Annotated in this window: 17 protein-coding genes; 10 read left to right on the top strand and 7 right to left on the bottom strand. The window is 60.2% G+C overall.

What is annotated here, in order from left to right; all coding sequences use genetic code 11:
- Positions 1 to 139 precede the first annotated feature (139 nt).
- The 5 genes from CLV84_RS09610 (at position 140) to CLV84_RS09590 (ending at position 9,371) form a co-directional block, all read left to right on the top strand.
- Positions 140 to 3,199, top strand: coding sequence for a SusC/RagA family TonB-linked outer membrane protein (locus CLV84_RS09610; protein ID WP_104419582.1), 3,060 nt, complete (start codon positions 140 to 142; stop codon positions 3,197 to 3,199).
- Between the two features lie 12 nt (positions 3,200 to 3,211).
- Complete coding sequence (locus CLV84_RS09605; RefSeq protein ID WP_104419581.1) at positions 3,212 to 4,681, top strand: RagB/SusD family nutrient uptake outer membrane protein; 1,470 nt, start codon at positions 3,212 to 3,214, stop codon at positions 4,679 to 4,681.
- 77 nt (positions 4,682 to 4,758) lie between these two features.
- Positions 4,759 to 6,819, top strand: a complete 2,061-nt coding sequence (locus CLV84_RS09600; protein WP_104419580.1) for a PKD domain-containing protein — start codon at positions 4,759 to 4,761, stop codon at positions 6,817 to 6,819.
- 83 nt (positions 6,820 to 6,902) lie between these two features.
- A complete protein-coding gene (locus CLV84_RS09595; protein WP_104419579.1) occupies positions 6,903 to 8,558 on the top strand; it encodes a family 16 glycosylhydrolase in 1,656 nt (551 codons plus the stop codon).
- Positions 8,559 to 8,567: 9 nt separating this feature from the next.
- A complete protein-coding gene (locus CLV84_RS09590) occupies positions 8,568 to 9,371 on the top strand; it encodes a glycoside hydrolase family 16 protein (RefSeq protein ID WP_104419578.1) in 804 nt (267 codons plus the stop codon).
- A gap of 95 nt (positions 9,372 to 9,466) precedes the next feature.
- On the opposite strand, the gene CLV84_RS09585 is transcribed toward CLV84_RS09590, so the two are convergent.
- Positions 9,467 to 9,958, bottom strand: coding sequence for a VOC family protein (locus tag CLV84_RS09585; RefSeq protein WP_104419577.1), 492 nt, complete (start codon positions 9,956 to 9,958; stop codon positions 9,467 to 9,469).
- Between the two features lie 189 nt (positions 9,959 to 10,147).
- On the bottom strand, positions 10,148 to 11,452 hold the full coding sequence (locus tag CLV84_RS09580) for a tetratricopeptide repeat protein (RefSeq protein ID WP_104419576.1): 1,305 nt from the start codon (positions 11,450 to 11,452) through the stop codon (positions 10,148 to 10,150).
- A 381-nt stretch (positions 11,453 to 11,833) separates the two neighbouring features.
- Here CLV84_RS09580 and CLV84_RS21830 point away from each other — a divergent pair, with 381 nt between their 5' ends.
- Positions 11,834 to 11,986: a hypothetical protein gene (locus CLV84_RS21830; protein ID WP_170067647.1), complete on the top strand. Its 153-nt coding sequence runs from the start codon at positions 11,834 to 11,836 to the stop codon at positions 11,984 to 11,986.
- A gap of 143 nt (positions 11,987 to 12,129) precedes the next feature.
- On the opposite strand, the gene CLV84_RS09575 is transcribed toward CLV84_RS21830, so the two are convergent.
- Entirely contained in the window at positions 12,130 to 12,993 is an 864-nt protein-coding gene (locus tag CLV84_RS09575) for an SDR family NAD(P)-dependent oxidoreductase (RefSeq protein WP_104421154.1), read from the bottom strand.
- A 256-nt stretch (positions 12,994 to 13,249) separates the two neighbouring features.
- Entirely contained in the window at positions 13,250 to 14,224 is a 975-nt protein-coding gene (locus CLV84_RS09570; protein WP_104419575.1) for a GlxA family transcriptional regulator, read from the bottom strand.
- 224 nt (positions 14,225 to 14,448) lie between these two features.
- Between CLV84_RS09570 and CLV84_RS09565 the strand changes: the two genes are divergently transcribed.
- Both CLV84_RS09565 and CLV84_RS09560 read left to right on the top strand, forming a co-directional pair.
- Positions 14,449 to 14,916 (top strand): SRPBCC family protein, encoded by a 468-nt coding sequence (locus tag CLV84_RS09565; RefSeq protein ID WP_170067646.1) that lies wholly within the window; start codon positions 14,449 to 14,451, stop codon positions 14,914 to 14,916.
- Positions 14,917 to 14,940: 24 nt separating this feature from the next.
- The gene (locus CLV84_RS09560; RefSeq protein WP_104419573.1) at positions 14,941 to 15,354 is read left to right on the top strand and encodes a DoxX family protein; all 414 of its coding nucleotides are present in this window, start codon (positions 14,941 to 14,943) and stop codon (positions 15,352 to 15,354) included.
- A 74-nt stretch (positions 15,355 to 15,428) separates the two neighbouring features.
- On the opposite strand, the gene CLV84_RS22155 is transcribed toward CLV84_RS09560, so the two are convergent.
- Complete coding sequence (locus tag CLV84_RS22155; protein WP_262497198.1) at positions 15,429 to 15,557, bottom strand: hypothetical protein; 129 nt, start codon at positions 15,555 to 15,557, stop codon at positions 15,429 to 15,431.
- 218 nt (positions 15,558 to 15,775) lie between these two features.
- Positions 15,776 to 16,639 (bottom strand): hypothetical protein, encoded by an 864-nt coding sequence (locus CLV84_RS09555; protein WP_104419572.1) that lies wholly within the window; start codon positions 16,637 to 16,639, stop codon positions 15,776 to 15,778.
- 398 nt (positions 16,640 to 17,037) lie between these two features.
- Here CLV84_RS09555 and CLV84_RS09550 point away from each other — a divergent pair, with 398 nt between their 5' ends.
- Positions 17,038 to 18,516 carry an aminotransferase class V-fold PLP-dependent enzyme gene (locus CLV84_RS09550; protein WP_104419571.1) on the top strand — a complete coding sequence of 493 codons (1,479 nt, stop codon included), beginning with the start codon at positions 17,038 to 17,040 and terminating at the stop codon, positions 18,514 to 18,516.
- A 42-nt stretch (positions 18,517 to 18,558) separates the two neighbouring features.
- Here CLV84_RS09550 and CLV84_RS09545 read toward each other — a convergent pair whose 3' ends face one another.
- Positions 18,559 to 19,146, bottom strand: a complete 588-nt coding sequence (locus CLV84_RS09545) for a sigma-70 family RNA polymerase sigma factor (RefSeq protein WP_104419570.1) — start codon at positions 19,144 to 19,146, stop codon at positions 18,559 to 18,561.
- Positions 19,147 to 19,265: 119 nt separating this feature from the next.
- Here CLV84_RS09545 and CLV84_RS09540 point away from each other — a divergent pair, with 119 nt between their 5' ends.
- Positions 19,266 to 20,240 (top strand): FecR family protein, encoded by a 975-nt coding sequence (locus CLV84_RS09540; RefSeq protein ID WP_170067645.1) that lies wholly within the window; start codon positions 19,266 to 19,268, stop codon positions 20,238 to 20,240.
- The last annotated feature ends 52 nt before the right edge of the window (positions 20,241 to 20,292 follow it).

Below are 20,292 nucleotides of genomic sequence, written 5' to 3'. Positions count from 1 at the left end.
TTTCAGGGATTGGAGAGTTTTTGTAGGGGCAGGCCATTCGTATTCGGCACCACAACGCCCGTAGCTTTGTCCTGCATCCAAACAGCAGCACTTGCTCTCCGTACAATGCGGAACAGGCCGGTGCTAAACTTAAAGTCGCATGTATAAAATTCTTTTGCTCCTCGTGCTCTGTAGCGCGGGCGTCGGCCTGACCGCGCAGACCTTCGACGTGACCGGCGTTATTACCGACGCGGAAAATGATGAACCCCTCATTGGTGCCAGCATCATCGTGGTCGCCGCCCCCGGCGATGGCAATGTCAAGGGCACCGTTACGGATATCGACGGATCCTTTCTTATCGAAGACGTCACGGTCGGTACGGAGCTTCGCATCTCCTATACCGGTTTCGCCCCCACCACCGTTACGGTCGAGAACCAGGAACCGCTAACCATCGCCCTCTCCTCCGACGTACAGGCGTTGGACGAAGTGGTCGTAATCGGCTACGGCACCCAGACCAAGCGGAACGTCACCGGTGCGGTCTCCACCGTAGACTCCGAGACCATTACCGACTTAAGACCCCAGAAAGTGGAACAGGCCCTGCAGGGCACCGTGGCCGGGGTGAACATCACCACCCAATCGGGTGCGCCGGGCGCGGGACTGAACATCCGCATCCGGGGGGTGTCCACCAACGGACAGAACGCACCGCTGGTGATCATCGACGGCTACCAGGGGGACCTAAGCACGGTAAACCCCGCCGACATCGAAACCATCACCGTACTTAAAGATGCCCAGGCGGCCGTGTACGGCACGATCGGTGCGAACGGCGTGATCCTGGTGACCACCAAAACCGGTGAAAAGAACCAGCCCACCCGCATCAGCTACAACACCTACGTGGGCACCCAGGAAAGCTCGCGCGATCTCGACCTGCTGAACGCCACCGAGTACGCCCTGCTGCTGAACGAAACCTACGCCGCTGGCGGCCAGCCACTCCCCTACCCCAACGCCGCTAACCTGGGAACGGGCAGCAACTATCAGGACGTCGTGTTCGGCAACGCGCCCATCATGAACCACGACCTGACCGCTTCGGGAGGCAGCGATCGCATAACGTACTCCCTCGGCGGATCCTTCCTCGACCAGGAGGGCATCGTGGGCGGTGAAAAGTCAGCCTTTACCCGCGCTACCGGCCGGGTGAGCCTGGGCGTCGACCTCGCCAGCCGACTCAAGCTGAGTACCAACGTCATCTATACCTACATCGAGCGCAATTCGCTCAGTGAAAACGGACTGGGTTCCGTGCTCTTCAACGCCCTGAACGCGCCCCCCACCCTGCCGCTGGTGGACGAAACCGGCGCATTCACCCTCGTGCCGAATACGCCCGGACTCGGCATCGAGGTAATCAACCCCGCCGCCCAGATCGCCAACACCTTCAACGACTACAACCTCAATAAGCTGAACGGCCAGGCGACCCTCGACTGGAACCTGATCGACGACCTGACCCTTACGGGCCGCATCGGCTTCAACACCTCGAACAGCGAGAGCCGCGTCTTCAATCCCGAGATCAGCTACGGGGGCAAAGTCTTCGACGTGACCCGCAGCAGCGTCAACCAGAACGGCATCAACGACAACAACTACTCGTTCGACCTGTACGGCACCTACGACCGCGAGTTCGGGGTGGCCCACCAGGTAACCGCCACCCTGGGTACCACCGTTTACCGGGAGCTAGGGAACGGACTCTTCGCCACCGGCTACGACGTACCGAACAACTCCGTCGAATTCGCCGACATCAGCCTGGCTACCGGCACCAGCCCCGAGGGGGCCCGCGACGTCAGCTCCTACAGCTACGACGAGCGCCGCCTGAGCTACTTCGGCCGGGTGCAGTACAACTACAATGAGCGGTATTTCGCCACGGCCATGCTGCGGCGGGACGCTTCTACCAAGTTCGGTCCGCAGAACCGCTCCGCCCTCTTCCCTTCCTTTACGGCGGGCGTAGTGCTGCTCGACGAGAACGTCCTGCCCGAGAACAACCCGATCGACCTGCTGAAAGTACGGTTGAGCTACGGCATCCTCGGCAACGACCAGATCCTGAACAACGGTTATATCGGCACCCTGAGCGGGGAGGCGACCTACATCTTCGACGGCGTACTGGTGAACGGTACGGCCATCGGTGCCCTGCCCAATCCGGCGCTGCAGTGGGAAGAGGCCAAGAAATTCAACGCCGGTTTCGACCTGAACCTGCTGGACTATAAGCTTAGCATGGTGGTGGACTACTTCATCAACACCCGCGACAACCTGCTCATCAGTAACATCCCCGTGTCGGGCATCGTCGGGACGGCGGCCCCCGGCAGCGCGGCCCCGACGGTCAACGCGGGCGCGGTACGGAACCGGGGACTGGAAGTCGCCCTCAACTACCGGGAGCGCCTGAACAGCGACTGGCGGATTAACCTGAACTACAACTTCACCACCCTCGACAATGAGGTGCTGGAGGTGAACAACGGTACCGGCTTCATCGAGGGCGGTGGCTTTGGAGTCGGCCAGCTGGCTCCCTCCCGGATGGAGGTCGGTCTGCCGATCGGCTACTTCTACGGCTACCAAACCGACGGCATCTTCCAGAGTGCCGCCGACCTGGAGGGTGCTCCCTCCCAAATCGCCCTCGGCGCCGAGGCTCAGCCCGGTGACCTGCGCTACATCGACACCAATGGCGACGGCGTCATCACCCCCGACGACCGCACCTACCTGGGTGATCCCATCGCTGACGTGACCATGGGCTTCAACGCCCAGGTGAGCTTCCGCCGCTTCGACTTCACCGCCTATGCCTTCGCCAGTCTCGGCAGCGAGATCGTCCGCAACTACGAGCGGGCGCTTAGCGACGTGAACCGTCTGGACTACTACCTGCAACGGTGGACCGGCCCCGGCAGCACGAACGACGTACCCCGGGTAACCACCGCCGCCACGACCAACCGGGTATTTTCCGACTTCTACGTGGAGGACGGCTCCTTCCTACGCCTCCAGACCGTTACCCTGGGCTATACCCTGCCGCTCACCATCGGCAACCGGGATAACTCCAGCCTGCGGCTCTACTTCAGCGGCAACAACCTGCTGACTTTCTCCGACTACCTGGGCTACGACCCCGCGGCCTCCAGCGGTGCGCCCATCGGCAGCGGTATCGACTTCGGTTTCTACCCCATCGCCCGCTCCTTCCTCATCGGCGCCAACCTTAGCCTGTAACCCCCAACGATTATGCACAAACTGAAAGCAACCTTCCTGCTCGGGGCCGCTCTCTTCGTCAGCCTGACGGCCTGCGAGGACGACTTCATCGGCCGCGACCCGGTGTACTCCATCGACTCCGAGAACTACTTCAATACACCGCCGGATTACGATAACGCCCTCATCGCGGCCTACGACCTGCTCCAGCCCACCTACCTCAACGTGCTGATGGGGGAGATCGCCTCGGACAACACCCTGGCGGGTGGCGAAAGCGCCAATGACGTCATCGGCTTCCAGCAGGTGGACGATATGATCCACACGCCGGTCAACGACCAGATCGACGACGTCTGGGACTGGATGTTCGCCGGCGTGAACCGCGCCACGTTCATCCTGGAATTTCAGGACAACATCGACTTCGAGGGCAAGGAGCAGATACTGGCCGAGGCCCGCTTCCTGCGCGCCTACTACAATTTCGAGCTGGTGAAGTGGTTCGGCCCGATCCCGATCAAACCCGAGGCTCGCTTCGCGCTGGGGGACGAGAACACCATTCCCCGCTCGCCCGTCAGCGAGGTATACGATCTGATCGAGTCGGACCTCATGGCCGCCATCCCGGATCTGGCCGTCACCGCTCCCCAGGTGGGCCGGGTATCTAAGGGTGCCGCTCAGGCCTTGCTCGGAAAAGCCTACCTCTACCAGGAGGAATACGAGGAGGCTGCCGCGGTGCTGCGGGAAGTGATCGAATCCGGCAACTACACGCTGGAGGAGGACTTCGACGGCATCTTCGAGCCGGCCGGCGAGCACGGCCCCGGATCCGTTTTTGAAGTACAGTACTCGGACGCGGAAGGCGCCGGCTTCGGCTGCCTGCAGTGCAGCGAGGGCAACATCGCCGTCGGCTTCAACGGTATCCGCAACTACAGCGGCCCCGTATTCGACGGTGGCTTCAGCTTCAACCTGCCCGTGCAGGAGGCCTACGATGCCTTCGAGCCCGGAGACAGCCGCCGCGACGCCAGTATCCTGGATATCGAAGCCTGGGCCGACGAAACCGGCGCGACCTACGGCACTGGCTACGAGCACACCGGCTACTACAACCGCAAATACCTGGCCCGTAAAGGGGATACCAACATCGGCGACCAGAACCTCACCAACCCGAATAATTACCGTGCCATCCGCTACGCCGACGTACTGCTCATGGCCGCCGAGGCCCTGAACGCCATCGGACAGGACGAGCAGGCGCGCGAATACCTCAACCGGGTACGTCGCCGGGCCTTCGGCGACGAGGACCACGATATCAGTGCTTCCGGAGACGCTTTGCGCGACTTCATCCTCGCCGAACGCCGCCTAGAGCTGGTCGGTGAGGGCCACCGCTTCTTCGACCTCGTCCGGACCGGCCGCGCCGCCGCCGCGATCGATGGCTTCACCGCCGGCAAGAATGAAGTCTTCCCCGTGCCCTTTGAAGAGATCCAATTTTCGGGGGGGAACTGGGAGCAGAATCCCAACTACTAAAATAAACGGCTGGCCGGACATCGGATGTCTCCCGCGGGAAGACATCCGATGTCCGGCCAGCGATACCAACTACAGTTATGAAACTGAATACGATATTTTACTTCTTCCTGCTGGTGCTTGCGATCAGCGCCTGTGAGGACGAACTGATGATGCCCGACCTGGACAGCGCCGCCCTGCCCAGCGAGCTCTCCCTGGACTTCCAGATCACGGGCGACAATACCGGCACCGTAACGGTACGCCCGGGCGGCCAGGCGGTGACGGCTTTCTCCGTCGACTTCGGCGACGGCGGTGCCGCTTCCGGCAATCTCGCTCCCGGTGAAACCATCACCCACGTGTACGACGAGGGCGTCTACACCGTCACCCTCGAGGCGATGAACATCAATGGGCAGACTACTACCTACACCGAAGAATTGACGGTGAGCTTTCTGGCCCCGGAAAATCTGAACGTTACCGTTACCCCTACGGCTGGAAATCCCTTTTCCATCGACGTGACCGCTACGGCCGACCTGGAAACCAACTTCCTGGCCTACTTCGGCGAGGACCCCGACGCAGAGCCGGTTTCCTTCCAGGAGGGGGAAACGGTGAGCCACGAATACGGTAGTGTAGGACTGTACGAATTGGTTATTGAGGCCAGAAGTGGCGGCGCCGCAACGGTGAGCGATACCATCGAGGTGAACATCACTAATCCGCTGTACTTACCCCTGACCTTCGAGGATGCCAACCGCGCGTACCCCTTTACCAACTTCGGCGGGGCTACCGCGGAGGTGGTTGCCAATCCGGCAGCGGATGACGGCAACACCAGTGACCGCGTGGTCAAGCTGAATAAGCAGGACGGCTCGGAAGTCTGGGCCGGCGCCTTCGTGGAGGTCGGCGAACCCATCGACTTCAGCCAATCGCAACGGATGAGCATGAAGGTGTGGGTTCCCCAGGTCGGCACCCCCGTCACCCTGAAACTGGAGAATGCCGGAGACGGCGCCATCTTCGTCGACGATACGGTGTATACCTCGGTGGCTAATCAGTGGGAAGAAGTCACCTTCGACTTCAGCGAGGACGACCTGACGCGGGAGTACAGCAAAGTGGTGGTTTTCTTCGACATCGGCAATGCCGGTACGGGGGCGGATTACTACTTCGACGACGTCATGATGGCGGATCTCGGCCCGACGCTCAGCCTGCCCATCACCCTTGAATCCACCGACCTGACCTACGACTGGGAGGAATTCGGGGGAGCGACCTTCGAACTAATCGACAACCCGGACGCCAACGGAAGCAATACCAGCGCCAAGGTCGGTCAGGTGATCAAAACCGAAGGCGCCCAAACCTGGGGCGGCATAGCTATTGGCTTACCCGCAAACATCGACTTTACGGCCTCTACCCAGCTGTCCATGAAGGTGTGGTCGCCGGCCGCCGGCATCCCCGTGATGCTCAAAGTGGAAAACGCTAGTGATGGCGATATATTCATCGAAATCACGGAGAATACGACCGTCGCCAACGCCTGGGAAACGCTGACCTTCGAATACGAAGGGGCCGAGGCCGATCCGAACCTGACGCGGGAGTACGGCAAGATTGGTGTCTTTTTCAACTTCGGCAACCCCGGCACCGGCGCGACTTACTACTTCGACGACATCGCCCAGGTGGGGGTTGGCGGCGGAGAGGAAGCGGTGAACGAGCTGCCCGTCGGCTTCGAATCGGAGGAGATCGACTACGCCCTATCCGCCTTCGGTGGTGCGACGGTAACCATCGTCGACAACCCGGACGCCGCCGGCGAAAATACCAGTGCCCGGGTGGGGCAATTCTTCAAGGAGGCAGGCGCGCAAACGTGGGCCGGCGCGGTAACGGAGTTTCCCACGCCCATCGACTTTACTACCGCCCGGAAACTGTCCATGAAGGTGTGGTCGCCGGCCGCCGGCATTCCCGTGATGCTCAAAGTGGAAAACGGTTCCGACGGGGACATCTTCATCGAAGTGACGGAGAATACGACCGTCGCCAACGCCTGGGAAACGTTGACCTTCGACTACGCGGGCGCGGAAGCCGATCCGGAACTGACCCGCGATTACAGCAAGGTCGGTGTCTTCTTCAATTTCGGCAATCCCGGCACCGGCGCGACCTACTACTTCGACGACATCACCCAAGTGCCCTAACCAGACCCGCACCGTCTATTCCGACGGCTTTTGCACCTGCGCTCCGCCGCAAAAACAGCCGTCTCACTAAGAAAATCACGATCATGAAATTCCAATATTTACTGCTCCTGTTCGGTCTGACGCTGGTCGCCTGCGAGCAGGAAGAATACGCCTTCGGTGACCTGACTGCCCCGAGTAACCTGCAGATCGAGGCCAACGTGGCCGGGCAAACCGCCGACACCCCCGACGGCGACGGCAGCGGTATGGTGACCTTCGTGGCTACGGCCGACGATGCCATCACCTACAAATTCATCTTCAGCGACGGCACCGAGGAAGTAGCCCCCAGTGGCCGCCTCACCAAACGCTTTACCCAGGTAGGCGTCAATACCTATCTGGTAACGGTGGTCGCTTCCGGCACCGCCGGTATCGCTACCACGGGGAGCACGGAAGTCACCGTCGAGAGCACCTTCAGCGACGCGGAGGCCCTGGCGCTGCTGACCGGCGACGGCACCAAGACCTGGTACTGGGCCGCCGACGAGCCCGGCCACCTGGGCGTGGGGCAGAACGACGGCGACGCCACGGCCAACTACTTCGCCAATTACTACCAGGCCGCGCCCTTCGAAAAGGTAGGCAATACGTGCATGTACGAGGACGAGCTAGTCTTCAGCCGGCAGGGGGAAAACCTGTACTACGAGCTGAACAACTTCGGGGCGACCTTCTTCAACGTTGACTTTCTCGGCGTCGCCGGCGGATCGGGCGGCGAGGACGCTTGTCTGCCCTACGAAGTACAGGAAGACGCCCAGCTGGTAGCGCTTTCCCCCTCCGAGTCGGTGGTCGCCGCTAACGGCATTCCCGGACAGACGCGGGGTACCCTGCTGAACTTCACCGAAGGCGGCTTCATGAGCTACTACGTAGGCAATTCGACTTACGAAATCCTCTCGCTGACCGAAAACCGCCTGGTCGTACGGGTCGTCATGGGCGGCAACAACGCCCTGGCCTGGTACCACATTTTCACCTCCGAGAAGCCCGTACAGGGCGGCGGTGGCGGCGGTACCGAGGAGCCGGAATTCAATAACCTGGTCTGGGCCGACGAATTCGACGGTAACGTACTCGCCGATACCTCCTGGAGCTACGACACCGGCACCGGCAACAACGGCTGGGGCAATAACGAAAGCCAGTTCTACACCGACCGGCCGGAGAACGTGCGCGTAGCGGACGGCCTGCTGACGATCACCGCCCAACGGGAGAATTTCAGTGGCTCGGACTTCACTTCCGGCCGGATCGTCACCCAGGACAAGTTCGAGTTCACCTACGGTCGCATCGACATCCGGGCCAAGCTGCCCAGCGGGGGCGGTACCTGGCCGGCCCTCTGGATGCTCGGCGCCAACTTCGACACGGTGGGCTGGCCGGCCTGCGGGGAGATCGACATGATGGAGCACGTGGGCAACGAGCCGGAGCGGGTTCTTTCCGCCCTGCACTTCCCCGGCAACTCCGGCGGCAACGCGGTCACCAGCAGCACTACGGTTGAGACCGCGGAAACGGAATTCCACGTCTACACCACTATCTGGACCGAGAATACGATCCGCTTCCTCGTCGACGACGAAGTGTACCACACCTTCGACAACAACGCCGGCATCCCCTTTAACCACGACTTCTTCCTGATCTTCAACGTGGCGGTTGGCGGTACGCTGGGGGGAGCGATCGACCCTGCTTTCTCTTCGTCCTCCATGGAGGTGGATTACGTCCGCGTCTACCAATAAGCTATTAGCATGTTTCGATTTCTGCTGTTCCTGCTTCCCCTAGTTATCTTTTCCGCCTGCTTCCAGGTTGGCGCTTCAGACTCGGTTCGGGCCAACCCGACCACCGATCGGGAACTGCTCTGGTCGGACGAGTTCGACGGCGACCGGCTCGACACCAGCGTCTGGAATTTCGAGCTCGGCGACGGCTGCCCGAATCTCTGTGGGTGGGGCAACAACGAGCGGCAGGTCTATACCCGCGACAACCACCGGCTGGAGGACGGCCACCTGATCATCACCGCCCGAAAGGATGGCGACCGCTACACCTCCACCCGCATCACCACCAAGGACAATAAGGAGTTTCAGTACGGCCGCGTCGAAACCCGCGCCAAACTGGCCACCGGGCAGGGCATCTGGCCCGCGTTCTGGATGCTAGGGACCAACATCGACTCGGTGGGCTGGCCGCTGAGCGGAGAAATCGACATCCTGGAATACGTGGGTCGCGAGCCCGGAGAAGTCTTCACGACCCTCCACACCGCGGCCGGCCACGGTGACAACGGCAGCTCCCGGAAGAGCCAGTTCGCGAACATCGAGGAGGGCTTCCACCGCTACGCCGCCGAATGGACGGCCGAGGAGATCACCTTCTTCGTCGACGACCAGCTCGTGTACACCTTCGATCCGGAGGAGCGCAGCCAGGAGGTCTGGCCCTTCGATCAACCCTTCTATATCCTACTTAATGTCGCCATCGGCGGCAACTTCGGCGGCCCCGAGGTCGACGATTCGATCTTTCCCCAGGAATTCGTGGTGGACTACGTACGGGTGTACGCGCCCGAGTAAGGATCGCTCCCGAGCGCGTACCCCCCGCGGCGCTGACGACTTATTAAGGTGTTATTCCGTTGAGCCCCCCGCACCATTCGGTTCGGGGGGCTTTTTTATTCGGCCATCGTCAGTAGGGCCTCCAGATCGAGCGGTCGGGTGTACATCGCGATCTCCCCCTCCGGGGTGCGCGGCCACTCCGCCTCGGGACGGTCACGGTACAATTCCACCCCGTTCCCGTCCGGATCGTCGAGGTAGATGGCCTCGCTAACACCGTGGTCGGCGGCACCGGTCAAGGGGTAATCGGCCTCGACTAAGCGCCGTAGCGCCCGCGCCAAATCCTCCCGTTCCGGAAAGAGAATGGCGGTATGGTATAGGCCCACCCCGCGTTTCGTGGCCGTCGGCGCCCCCAGGCTGTGCCAGGTATTCAGCCCGATGTGGTGGTGGTAGCCCCCCGCCGAGATAAAGGCGGCCTGGATGCCGTAGCGGGTCGTCACCTCGAAGCCAAGCAGTCCGCAATAAAACCGCAAGGATCGTTCCAGATCCGCCACCCGGAGGTGTACGTGCCCGATGCGGGTACCGGAGGGGATACGATATTCCGTTGCCATGGCCGTGCGCTTTATGCAGGAACACCGCGAAAACGAAACTAGACGTACCTACATTCAATTTTGCGCCGGAGCGCGGGAGCCTCGTTTCCGCCAAATCCGCGGCGCCTCGTTCCTTTTTAACGCAATACGGCCCTGAATGCGGCGGCCTACGCGCCGACCTCGTGACCATCATCAACACATACGCTCGGCTTACTGCCCGTTTCTCAGGGCCCGTTGCAGCCTTTGCATCAATGAGGGCTGTCTGGCAAGATATTGAAAGCGGGGGTCGTTATAGACCACCGAAAAATCAAAAGGGGATAGCTGCTGCGCCCGCACCAGGGCCTCGATGGCTTCCTCTCCCATTCGCTGCAGGGAGTAGAATTTGGCTACCTGCACCAGGGCGAAGCTTTGGTCCCCAGCCGTCTTGGCCATCTCCAGGCCGCTCTGCATAAAGGGAAGCGCCTCGTTCAGTCTACCCGCCTGGGCGATGACCAGTCCCTTTTCGGTGGTTGCCGCAACGCTCTCGGGCAGGTAGGCCAGTACGGAATCCATCAGGGCGGCCGCTCGGGCGTATTGGCGGTTTAGCAGCGCGTCGTTCTTCCGGTCCCAGAAGGACACTACCAGGTTTTGCGCGGTCGTGGAGAGGGTAGATGGCACGGGGAGAGCCCCCGGCGCGCTCACGATCTCCAGCGTGAGGTCCCGCCAATCATAGGAGCAGGCCAGGAATTGGTCCGGCTCAATGGGCAGCCCCCATTCACTGCGATCCACGCCATCCCCGTAATATATCCGCAGCCATTCCCCGGCTACCGGTATTTCCACCCATACCTCGTTTTCCCTTACTTCCCCGTAGCTGACCACTTTCCCGGCGACTATGCGGTGAGGCACGTCTAAGTACTGAAGGGCCAGAGATAGCAATAAGGGCTTGCGGCGGGCGGTCGTCCGCCGGCGAAATACGTCCTCCAGCAGTGGCTGGGCCTGATCGAAGTTTTCCGGATCGCGCACGGAACGGATGCGCCGGTCCAGCCGCCGGATCAGGCGGTCGATATCCTGCAGCGTGGTATCGGCCGCGTCCAGGCTCTTGAACTCGGTTTTCCCGATATCCTCCCGGATTAAGGGGGGAAGTACGTAGGGTTCGGTGACGGCTTCTTCCGACAACGGCGGCCAGGCAAAGGATTGCCCTTCGAGGCTATCGATGCGCGCTTCGGTCCACGGAGGTATTCCGGCGCTACTTACCCGGAAGCTGATGCCCAGGCTATCCCCCGCTCCGAGTTCACCTGCGTTCCAGGCGTATTCGCGGACGCCGGCCCCGGTAGGCGAGACGTCCGGCTCCGTAGAAAAGTCAAGTTGCCGCACGACCTGTCCGTCGCCCTCCAATGGAAGTTTCAGGTAGATCATGGCCCCTTCGCGGCTGATGGCAGACTCAAATTTCAGGGTCTCCTCGATCGACAACAGATTTTGGGCGGTCAACGGAACGCCAATCAGTAAGAGGAGCGAAAGGAGAAACGGTGGCTGCACGCGGAAGGTGTTTTGGGTAATATAGGAAAAGGCGGTGCGCCGGCCCGGTCCCGCACCGGAGGAAAGCTGCCGGCGTCGGGGTTGATGATCGCTGGAGCATAAGCACGACGGCACCCAATACGTATACTGAATTTCGTGCTTTGGGGTTCCACGCCCTGCAACTGCTATGGCGATTATTCCGGACCGTATTGAGATCATAAAATGGAAGATAACCAACAAACCCTAGCCCATAGCCCCCCCACCAATCCCGATGTACGCATAGCATACAAGCACGTTTAATATACCGACATAAGTGCATCGAAAATTTAGGCCGGCAATACGTCGATGGGAAGGGCCCGACGACGAAACATTAGGCCACCGAATAACTTTTCCGGCCAAGAATTGCTGTCGCTACCGGGAGCCTCCTCCGGAGACGCCGACGAAGCCTACGTCGCCGCCCACAACGCACGACAGCAATGGAAGGAGCAACTTCCCTCCCAGCCGGGAAACGTATTCGAACCGGCCGCGGCGATCGTGCTGGATCGTAAAAAATAGAACACCGATTGGATCCGACGGGAAGCCTGAGCGGCGGGAATACGCGATGTAAACCTTCCGCATTGCGGCTACCCGCCGGCCCGATAAAAAAAGGCCACCTTCCGTCCGGAAGGTGGCCTTTTGCGTAGCCCGAAGAGGAGGGGCTATTCCCGTATGGTAGTATGCCCGTCCATAGAGTGGTCGAGGTCCAACGAGGGTTGGGGCTCCTGCTTGAACGACTTAGCGGCTTGATCGCCGATCGGGCCTTTACCGATGGTGATGCCACCGTCGACCATGTAGAGGGCACCGGTCACGTAACTGGCTTCCTCGGAGGCCAGAAAGAGGTAGACATTGGCGATCTCTTCGACGGAGCCGCGGCGCCCCATCAGGTTGGCCTGATTATTCATCTTTTCCATTTGCTTGTCCATAGGTCCCGTTTCCTTGTGCGTCCAGGCCGTATCGATGGGCCCGGGGCCTACGATGTTTACGCGTACGCCATGGGCGGCCTGTTCTCCGGCCAGCCCCTTAGCGAAAGCGATGACGAACCCTTTGGTGCCGCCGTAGGGAGCATTTTGGGGCACGCCGAGAACGCCGGCTTCCGATCCGGCAAAGACGATGTTACCCTTAGCTTTCTGCAGCTCGGGCAGGGCGGCCTTCGACATGGCGAAGCTGGTCCGGATATTATTCTTGACCATGTAGTCGAAGCCTTCTTCCGTGAAGTCTTCCAGCATATTGGTCTCCACGAAGGTACCGGCGTTATTAATTAGGATATCTAGCCGACCATATTCGTTCGTAGCCGTTTTGACGCAGTCCTTGGCCGCCTGCAGGGTGGAAAGATCTCCCTTGAAGGGCAATGCCGCTCCACCCGTGGCGCGGATATCCGCCGCTACGTCGTCGACGGGGTCTTCAGGCAATCCGGCCACGATGACGCGGGCGCCTTCCCGGGCGAATAATTTACTGATGGCCTCACCGATGCCGGCACCGCCACCGGTTACAATGGCTACTTTATTTTCTAATCGATTGCTCATAATCATTATTTTAAGTTCGGTTTCCTTACCAAAACCGCCTGCCTTATGTTCAGATTCCGGACAAACACGACAACGCCTTGTTAGGGCTGTCGCTCAAGACGTTATGCGTGATTCGGCTGGCTGCGGCGCTACGTTCACCGACCGGAGGATGCAACGCTAGCCGTACGTTTCGGACGGTGACCGGCCCGGCATCTGCCTGGTTCCCTCCCCGATAAACCACTTCACCGTACCGCAAACCGGCACCGCTTCTCGCTACCTATCGCCCGCCCCGCTGGTATCTGGATCGGTAGGCGGCCGGAGTGAGTCCGGTCATACGCTTGAAGATGGACCGGAAGGAGTTGTTGTCGGAGTAGCCCACGTCGTACATCACCTCGCTGACGGTCTTGCGGCTGCTCTCGAACTGCCGTTTGGCGACCTCCACCTTTACCCGACTGACGTAGTGCAAAACGGAATAATGCGTGGCTTCCTTGAATCGCCGTTCGAAGGTTCGGCGGCTGAGGGACACCAGGCTGGCCAGCGCATCCACCGCGATGCGCTCGGCCACGTGCTTTTCGATGTAAGACTGCGCCCGTAGCACGGCCACATCGTTGTGCTCCTTCTGTCCCTGGAAAATGGCGAATGCCGACTGGGTGCTGCGGTCGATGTCGACGGCAAAGTACTTCGCGGCGCGGATCGCCGTGGCGCGGTCCACGTGCTTTTCTACCAGGTGAAGCAACATATTCCAGTAGGAGAGGCCCCCTCCGCTGGTGTAAATTCCCTCCGCTTCCGTGACGATGCCGCCGTCAAGGAGGTGAACGGCCGGAAAACGGCGGCGGAATTCGTGGGCGAAACCCCAGTGGGTAGAGCAGCTCTTTCCGTCCAGTAAACCCGTCGACGCCAGCAGAAAAGCCCCAAGGCAGAGGGAGGCGACCTCCGCACCGCGCTCGTATTGCCGGCGGATGTAGGGCCGCAGGGCCGCATTCCGGCTTATGGCTTCCCCGAGGTCGCCGGACAGGGCGGGTACTATGATTAGGTCCGTGTCGCCCGCTTCGGACAATAAGCGGTCCGGATGGATGGTGAAGGTACCGTCATTGACCTGGATCGCCTGGGCATCACCGACCAACTCCACTGCGAAGGGGGCGGGCCGCCCCGCCTCCGCCAGAAAGCGATTGACCGACTCAAAAAGGTAGCGCGGATCAGCGACGGCCTGAAGAACGGATGCTTCGGGAACCAGAATAGTGACTCGTATCATACGCAGAAAGTAGCAAGAACACGACCGGAGGTTGCCATTCCGGCAGGCTTATAAATGTAAGCCTTTCGCTTGGCTTCATTACTTGTCTTATGGCAAGTGATACCAGCCGTCCATGGCCTTTCTTGCCGCAAAAAGGCGGGTATTTGTCTCAATCGCCCCGCTTGTCGGTCACTTCCCACCCCCATCTTTGCCATACCCTTTTCCCCATCACTAAAAGCTCCCGTATGGAAACGCTAACCTTCACCACGGTCATTCACGCTCCTGTCCGCACCGTTTGGGAAACCATCACCGATCCGACCACCTATCGGGAATGGACCGGTGCTGCTTTTCCCGGCTCCCGCTTTGAAGGGGAATGGGTGGAAGGAAAGGATATCCGGTTCGTAGGCGAGGACGGAAGCGGGACGCTTGCCCATCTCAACCGCCTCGAGCCCTACCGCCTGGTTGAATCGGAACACATTGCCATGCTGCTACCGTCCGGAATGTCGGATACCAATAGCGAGCAAGCCAGTAGCTGGATCGGCACCCGCGAAAATTACTATCTGGAAGAGCATAACGGCGCCACCCGGATGCGCGTGGAAATGCACACGCCATCCGAATGGGTAGACATGTTCCAGGAAAGCTGGCCCGTGCTGCTCGATAAGCTGAAAGAAATGTGCGAGCATTCCACCACCCCTCCTACCCCATCCATCTGAATAATTCCGCTCATCCTACGCGTCATGAAAAATCAACGCATCATCTTCTGGGTCACCACCACCCTTATCTTTCTGTTCGAAGGCGTCCTGCCGGCCCTGACCTTTAATTCGGAGCTGGCACGGGAAGGTATCCGGCATCTCGGCTATCCCGAATACTTTGGCAATGCCCTGGTAGTCTTCAAGGTCCTGGGTGCCCTGGCCCTGATGATCCCCCTTATTTCGCCCCGCGTCAAGGAGTGGGCTTACGCCGGCTTCGCCTTCGATTTTATCTTCGCCTCCATCAGTCACGCGGCGGTCGACGGCCTGCATTTTCAGACTTTCTTTCCGCTAATCGTGCTCGGGGTGCTCCTGCTTTCCTACCGTGCTTTCCACCGGCTAACCGGAGCGGATTCGAAACGACTGGTAGAAGTTACCGCTCCAGGATCGCTTTTAGATTAGCCAGGCTTCTGTCCGTATCCCGGCCAAGCATCCGCTTAATGAAATTAGGACATGCGCTCATCGGAATAGCTAGCTCACCGCTGAAGTCCCAGGTCACGCGCGCGTTCGTCGGTAATTCCCTGGCTGCCTACGTTTCCGACCTGGCTATCCCGGCGGTGGATAAACCCTACCTCCCCTTCCGCTCCGGTGGTAGTGATCTCCATATACGGATCGGCTAGCCAGACACTGACTTGCCGGTGGGTATCGATGAAGCGGACGTAATGGAGTACATCCGCGACGGAACGGTCGATCTCGACGGACCCGTTCCAGGAACAGCGACTTGCCCATGGCAGTAAGCGTATCGGTGAGCAGATAGCGGCTTCGACGGCGCTCGAACCCGCGTTCGGTTAATTTAGCTGGCGTGATAAGGTCTGTTGGCCGGCTAGTTGAAGACGCTATGGGAAACCTTTTCCCCGTACCGCTCGATGTAGACGTCAATAACGGAGGCCAGCCTGCGGTAGTCCCCGATCTGGTAGTAGGCCAGATCGATACTTTCTTCCGCGCCGTCGCCGCCCTCCAGCACGAGCAGGCGTTCGTGTTCGTACAGGCGGTACGCCCGGCAGTCGTGCCAGTAGTGAACGGACAGCTTCGGCACGCGTAGCACTACGCCGGCGTCGCTAAGCTCGATGGCCGATCCCCGAAACGATAGGTGGCGGTACATATGAAAGTCGCGACTGGGATAGAAGACCACGGCCATCAGCAACAGACCGATGTAGGGTTGCGGCAGAAAAAAGAGGCTCGCCGTGGCTACGATGACCACGAGTAAGCGGCTGCCAAGGGATATGTAGAGGCTTTTGCGCGTTAGTCCGTACCCATACCGGCGGGGGGTATCGAAACCGAAAAACACCTTTTCCATGGCCCGCAGGTCCGAGTTCCGTTCCATCACCTCCCGGATCCGCCGGTCCTGGTCACCGGTGCGAACTTCCAGTTCTTCGGCGGGGTGGCCGTGGGGCCAGGTAAGCAGGTAGCGCTCGGCGAGAACTTCCAGGCGGAGCCAGTCGATTTCATCCAGCGAGCCGAAACTCCGGATGCGCCAGTGGGTCACCGTCCACCCCCACCACCGCCAGGCGATGCCGTAGCCGGCCAGTAGCGCGGCCGCGGCGGCCAGCCCGGTCCACCACCAGCCGAAAGGCGCCACCAGCAGGTACGCCAGCAGGGGAAGGCCCAGCCACAGGACCAGCGCGGGAAGGGTAATGTAGAGGTGACCGAGCAGCACGAAGCCGAGCAGCCGCTTTTGGGAAGCCATGCTTCCTTTACGCCGCCGGTGTTCCGGATCATGCGTTTGCCGGGCTTTTTAACTTGGGCGCCGGAGCGCGGGTGAGATCCTATTTTAATATGGACGGTCCCCCTTCGTACCCCAAAACAGCTTGGGTTCGACTGCGCTGCAGTCGGGTGACATGCTGCCCCTCATCCGGAGTATTCACCCCGGGCGAGGGGGTTGGACCGCGCTGTGGTTCATCCTACCCGACCGCCTCTTCTGCCAGCGGGTTTGCCCTGGCGAACTCCTTTCATCAGACGGGATAAACCTGCTTTGCCCCCACCCCACCCAGACCGCAGCGCAGTCAAACCCCATAACCCAGCCCATGCGAAAAGCCTTTTACTACTGAAGGTGTAACGATCACCTACCGTGCGGAATACCGAAGCATGTTCAGCTCTTACTCTCCCGGCGCAACCACCGACCTAAGTGACATTCGACGCGGCATTATCGGCCAAGATTATCGGTTGGTCACGCACTGCCACCCCGGCGGTATCCCGCTGCTCTACGCCGACTGGACCGCCACCGGCCGTGCCTACGCACCCATCGAATCCACCATTCGGGAAAAGATCCTTCCCCTGATGGCCAATACCCATACCGATACCAACTCGACGGGAAGCGCGATGACCTACGCCTACGAAAGCGCGCGCCGGGTGATCCGCCACCACGTCAACGCCGGCACGGAGGACCTGCTGGTATGCACCGGATCGGGCATGACCGCCGCGGTGAATAAGTTGCAACGACTCATCGGCTGCAAGCGCGATTTTTCCGCGTGCCCGGAACGGCGGCCGCTGGTGTTCATCAGTCATATGGAGCACCACTCCAACCATACCAGCTGGCTGGAAACGGGGGCCGAGGTCGTGCTCGTCGACTGCGACGCTACCGGCCTGGTCTGTGCGCGGCGGTTCGCGGAAGCGGTAGCCGAATTCCCTGCTCAGCGACCGAAATACGCCGCCGTTACCGCCTGCTCCAACGTGACGGGTATCGAAAGCCCGTACCGCGAGATCGCCGAAGTGATGCACGCCGCCGGCGGTTACTGCTTCGTCGACTTTGCCTGCTCGGCTCCCTACGTGGACATCGACATGCACCCCACCGATCGGCCCGAAGCCTCCCTCGATGCGATCTATTTCAGCCCGCATAAGTTTCTCGGCGGACCGGGGAGCTGCGGCGTCCTCGTGGTACACCGTCGGCACCTGGCTTCCGACGTACCCGATCATCCGGGTGGTGGTACCGTAGCCTGGACAAACCCTTGGGGGTCGCACCAATACCTGGCCGATCGAGAAGCTCGGGAAGACGGCGGCACGCCTGCTATCCTACAGACCATCCGCGCGGCCCTGGCCGTGCGGCTTAAGGACCGCATGGGTACCACCCGCATTCGCCGCCGGGAAAATCACCTGATGAAAATGCTATGGGCGGGGCTGGACCGCATCCCGGAAATTACCGTCCTGGCCAACGATCATCGGGAACGATTAGGCATCGTTTCCTTCAACATCGACGGCCTGCACTACAATCTGGCCGTTAAAATGCTCAACGACCACTATGGCGTGCAGGTCCGGGGCGGATGCTCTTGCGCGGGCACCTACGGCCATCACCTCTTGTCCATCGATCGGGCGGCTTCTGATCAACTGCTTGACCGCATCGGCCGCAACGAGGCGGTCGTCCGACCGGGATGGATCAGGCTCAGCATCCACCCTACCATGACGGGCGCGGAGATAACGTATCTGCTACGAGCGATCGCGGGGGTAGCTACCCATCACTCGCGCTGGAAGCATGCTTACCACTATTGCCCGCAAACCGCCTCGGTACGCTGCCTGGAACCGGCTTACGACCGTGGCATATTGGAAGATATGGCCGCGATCTTCCGTTGACCTGAAGGGCCACCGCACCCGCGCTCCGGCGCAAAAAATCGGTTAGCAAAAAAGGTACATGACCGATAAGAGGTAGATCGGCATTTCGGGATTGGCCCGGAACAGCTCCCGGAGGTAGTGGCTGGCCCGGGAAAGCTGTACCCGAACGGTGCTCTCGGAAAGGTCCAGCTGGGTAGCGATTTGCCGGTTGCTGAGGCCGGACTTGTACCGCATCCGGAAGATCTCCTGCTGCCGGCTAGGCAACGTACGGATGGCGGATTCGGCGATGCGGAGGTAATCCTCATAGTCCAGATCGGATTCCACTTTGGCGGTGGCGGACGCTGCCTGCAACGACCGGTAGGCTGCTTGTTTCGTTTGGATGCGGGACTCGCGCTTCAGGTAATTCCAGGCGTAATCGCGGGTAAACTTGAACAGCAAGGGTCCGATGGGCTGCTCCGGATCGATAATGCTCCGTTTCTCCCATAGGCGTACGAATACATCGGAAGTGACCTCTTCCGCCGCCGTGGGCGATCCCAGCAGCTTCAGGCAGAAACCGTAGACTTTGGCATGATCCTGGTTATAAATCCACCTAAAACTGCGCGGGTCACCGCCTCGCAATCGCGCGAGATGTGCTTCCCGGTTAAGTGTCATGTCGACAAATATTACGTAATGTGCACAAGTAAGATAATTTTTTTTAGAAAAGCGGCCGGAACGTAAACAATTGATGCCGGCGGATGGGAGAGCTTAGTATCCCTTCAAAAGAACGAATAATGTTGAGCCCATCCCAACAAGAACTGCTTAAAAAACTACCGACCGGCCTGTGCACCGAAGAAGAGTTGGAAGCTATCTTCCTTCTCGTAAAGCAGCTGCCGGAAGCGCAAGCCAAACAAGTTCTGGAGGATCTCTGGCGCTACAGCCAATTCCAGCAGACCATGCCCGCTGCATCCTGGGCCAAGATCGAGCAGCGGATCGGGCAATCGGAAAGGGATCGTAGCGGGTTGAGGAGCCGGACCAAACTGCTGCCCTGGCTGGCGGCGGCAAGTATCATTTTACTGCTGGTTGCCGGTGGGATCGCCTTCTTCGGCCGGATGTCCACCACCACAACCACCACGGCCTTCGCCGAACAGAAAGTCATCACCCTGCCCGACGGTTCCACCGTCTGGCTCAACGCCAACTCCAGCCTCTCCTTTCCGAATAACTGGGACGAGCGGGAAGACCGGGTAGTCACCCTGGAGGGAGAAGCATTCTTCCGGGTCCGCCCCAAACCGGCCACCGGTCAGAAGTTTCTGGTTCGTACGCCGGACCTCACGGTTTCCGTGTTGGGCACCGTCTTCAACGTGAACAGCCGGGACGATAAAACGAGTGTCTTTCTGGAAGAAGGCCAGGTAGCCCTAGCGCTGAATACGCGATCCAGCGAGGCAAAAATGATGGTACCGGGCGAGCTGGTCACCTACTCCGCCAAGCGGCAGCAGCTACTGGCGGACGTCAAGCAGGTAGCCCCCGAAGTCCACACCAGTTGGAAAGACGGGGTGCTCATCTTCGACGACACCCCGCTCGTGGAGGTGCTCACGAAGGTGGAAAACATCTACGGAATTTCCTTCGAGGTAGCGGATGCGGCGATGTACGAACGCCGGATCACCGCGGGCCTGCCGATGGAGGAAATCACCCTCGTACTCCCCTTGCTGGAACAGGTGCTGGGGTCAGACATCGAGGAGCAAGACGGTGCCTACCGAATTACGGATTAACCGACGAAAGTCGATCAGATAGCCGGGAGGACCGAGAACGGGTCGTCCGGGC

Source organism: Neolewinella xylanilytica, from assembly GCF_002934605.1.
Taxonomy (GTDB): domain Bacteria; phylum Bacteroidota; class Bacteroidia; order Chitinophagales; family Saprospiraceae; genus Neolewinella; species Neolewinella xylanilytica.
This window is presented reverse-complemented; position numbering and strand designations above follow the sequence as displayed.

Bases quoted from the DNA above. Each gene is read 5' to 3' on its own strand.
- CLV84_RS09610 (WP_104419582.1), top strand. From the start codon at position 140: ATGTATAAAATTCTTTTGCTCCTCGTGCTCTGTAGCGCGGGCGTCGGC.
- CLV84_RS09605 (WP_104419581.1), top strand. From the start codon at position 3,212: ATGCACAAACTGAAAGCAACCTTCCTGCTCGGGGCCGCTCTCTTCGTC.
- CLV84_RS09600 (WP_104419580.1), top strand. From the start codon at position 4,759: ATGAAACTGAATACGATATTTTACTTCTTCCTGCTGGTGCTTGCGATC.
- CLV84_RS09595 (WP_104419579.1), top strand. From the start codon at position 6,903: ATGAAATTCCAATATTTACTGCTCCTGTTCGGTCTGACGCTGGTCGCC.
- CLV84_RS09590 (WP_104419578.1), top strand. From the start codon at position 8,568: ATGTTTCGATTTCTGCTGTTCCTGCTTCCCCTAGTTATCTTTTCCGCC.
- CLV84_RS09585 (WP_104419577.1), bottom strand. From the start codon at position 9,958: ATGGCAACGGAATATCGTATCCCCTCCGGTACCCGCATCGGGCACGTA.
- CLV84_RS09575 (WP_104421154.1), bottom strand. From the start codon at position 12,993: ATGAGCAATCGATTAGAAAATAAAGTAGCCATTGTAACCGGTGGCGGT.
- CLV84_RS09570 (WP_104419575.1), bottom strand. From the start codon at position 14,224: ATGATACGAGTCACTATTCTGGTTCCCGAAGCATCCGTTCTTCAGGCC.
- CLV84_RS09565 (WP_170067646.1), top strand. From the start codon at position 14,449: ATGGAAACGCTAACCTTCACCACGGTCATTCACGCTCCTGTCCGCACC.
- CLV84_RS09560 (WP_104419573.1), top strand. From the start codon at position 14,941: ATGAAAAATCAACGCATCATCTTCTGGGTCACCACCACCCTTATCTTT.
- CLV84_RS22155 (WP_262497198.1), bottom strand. From the start codon at position 15,557: ATGGAGATCACTACCACCGGAGCGGAAGGGGAGGTAGGGTTTATCCAC.
- CLV84_RS09555 (WP_104419572.1), bottom strand. From the start codon at position 16,639: ATGGCTTCCCAAAAGCGGCTGCTCGGCTTCGTGCTGCTCGGTCACCTC.
- CLV84_RS09550 (WP_104419571.1), top strand. From the start codon at position 17,038: ATGTTCAGCTCTTACTCTCCCGGCGCAACCACCGACCTAAGTGACATT.
- CLV84_RS09545 (WP_104419570.1), bottom strand. From the start codon at position 19,146: ATGACACTTAACCGGGAAGCACATCTCGCGCGATTGCGAGGCGGTGAC.
- CLV84_RS09540 (WP_170067645.1), top strand. From the start codon at position 19,266: ATGTTGAGCCCATCCCAACAAGAACTGCTTAAAAAACTACCGACCGGC.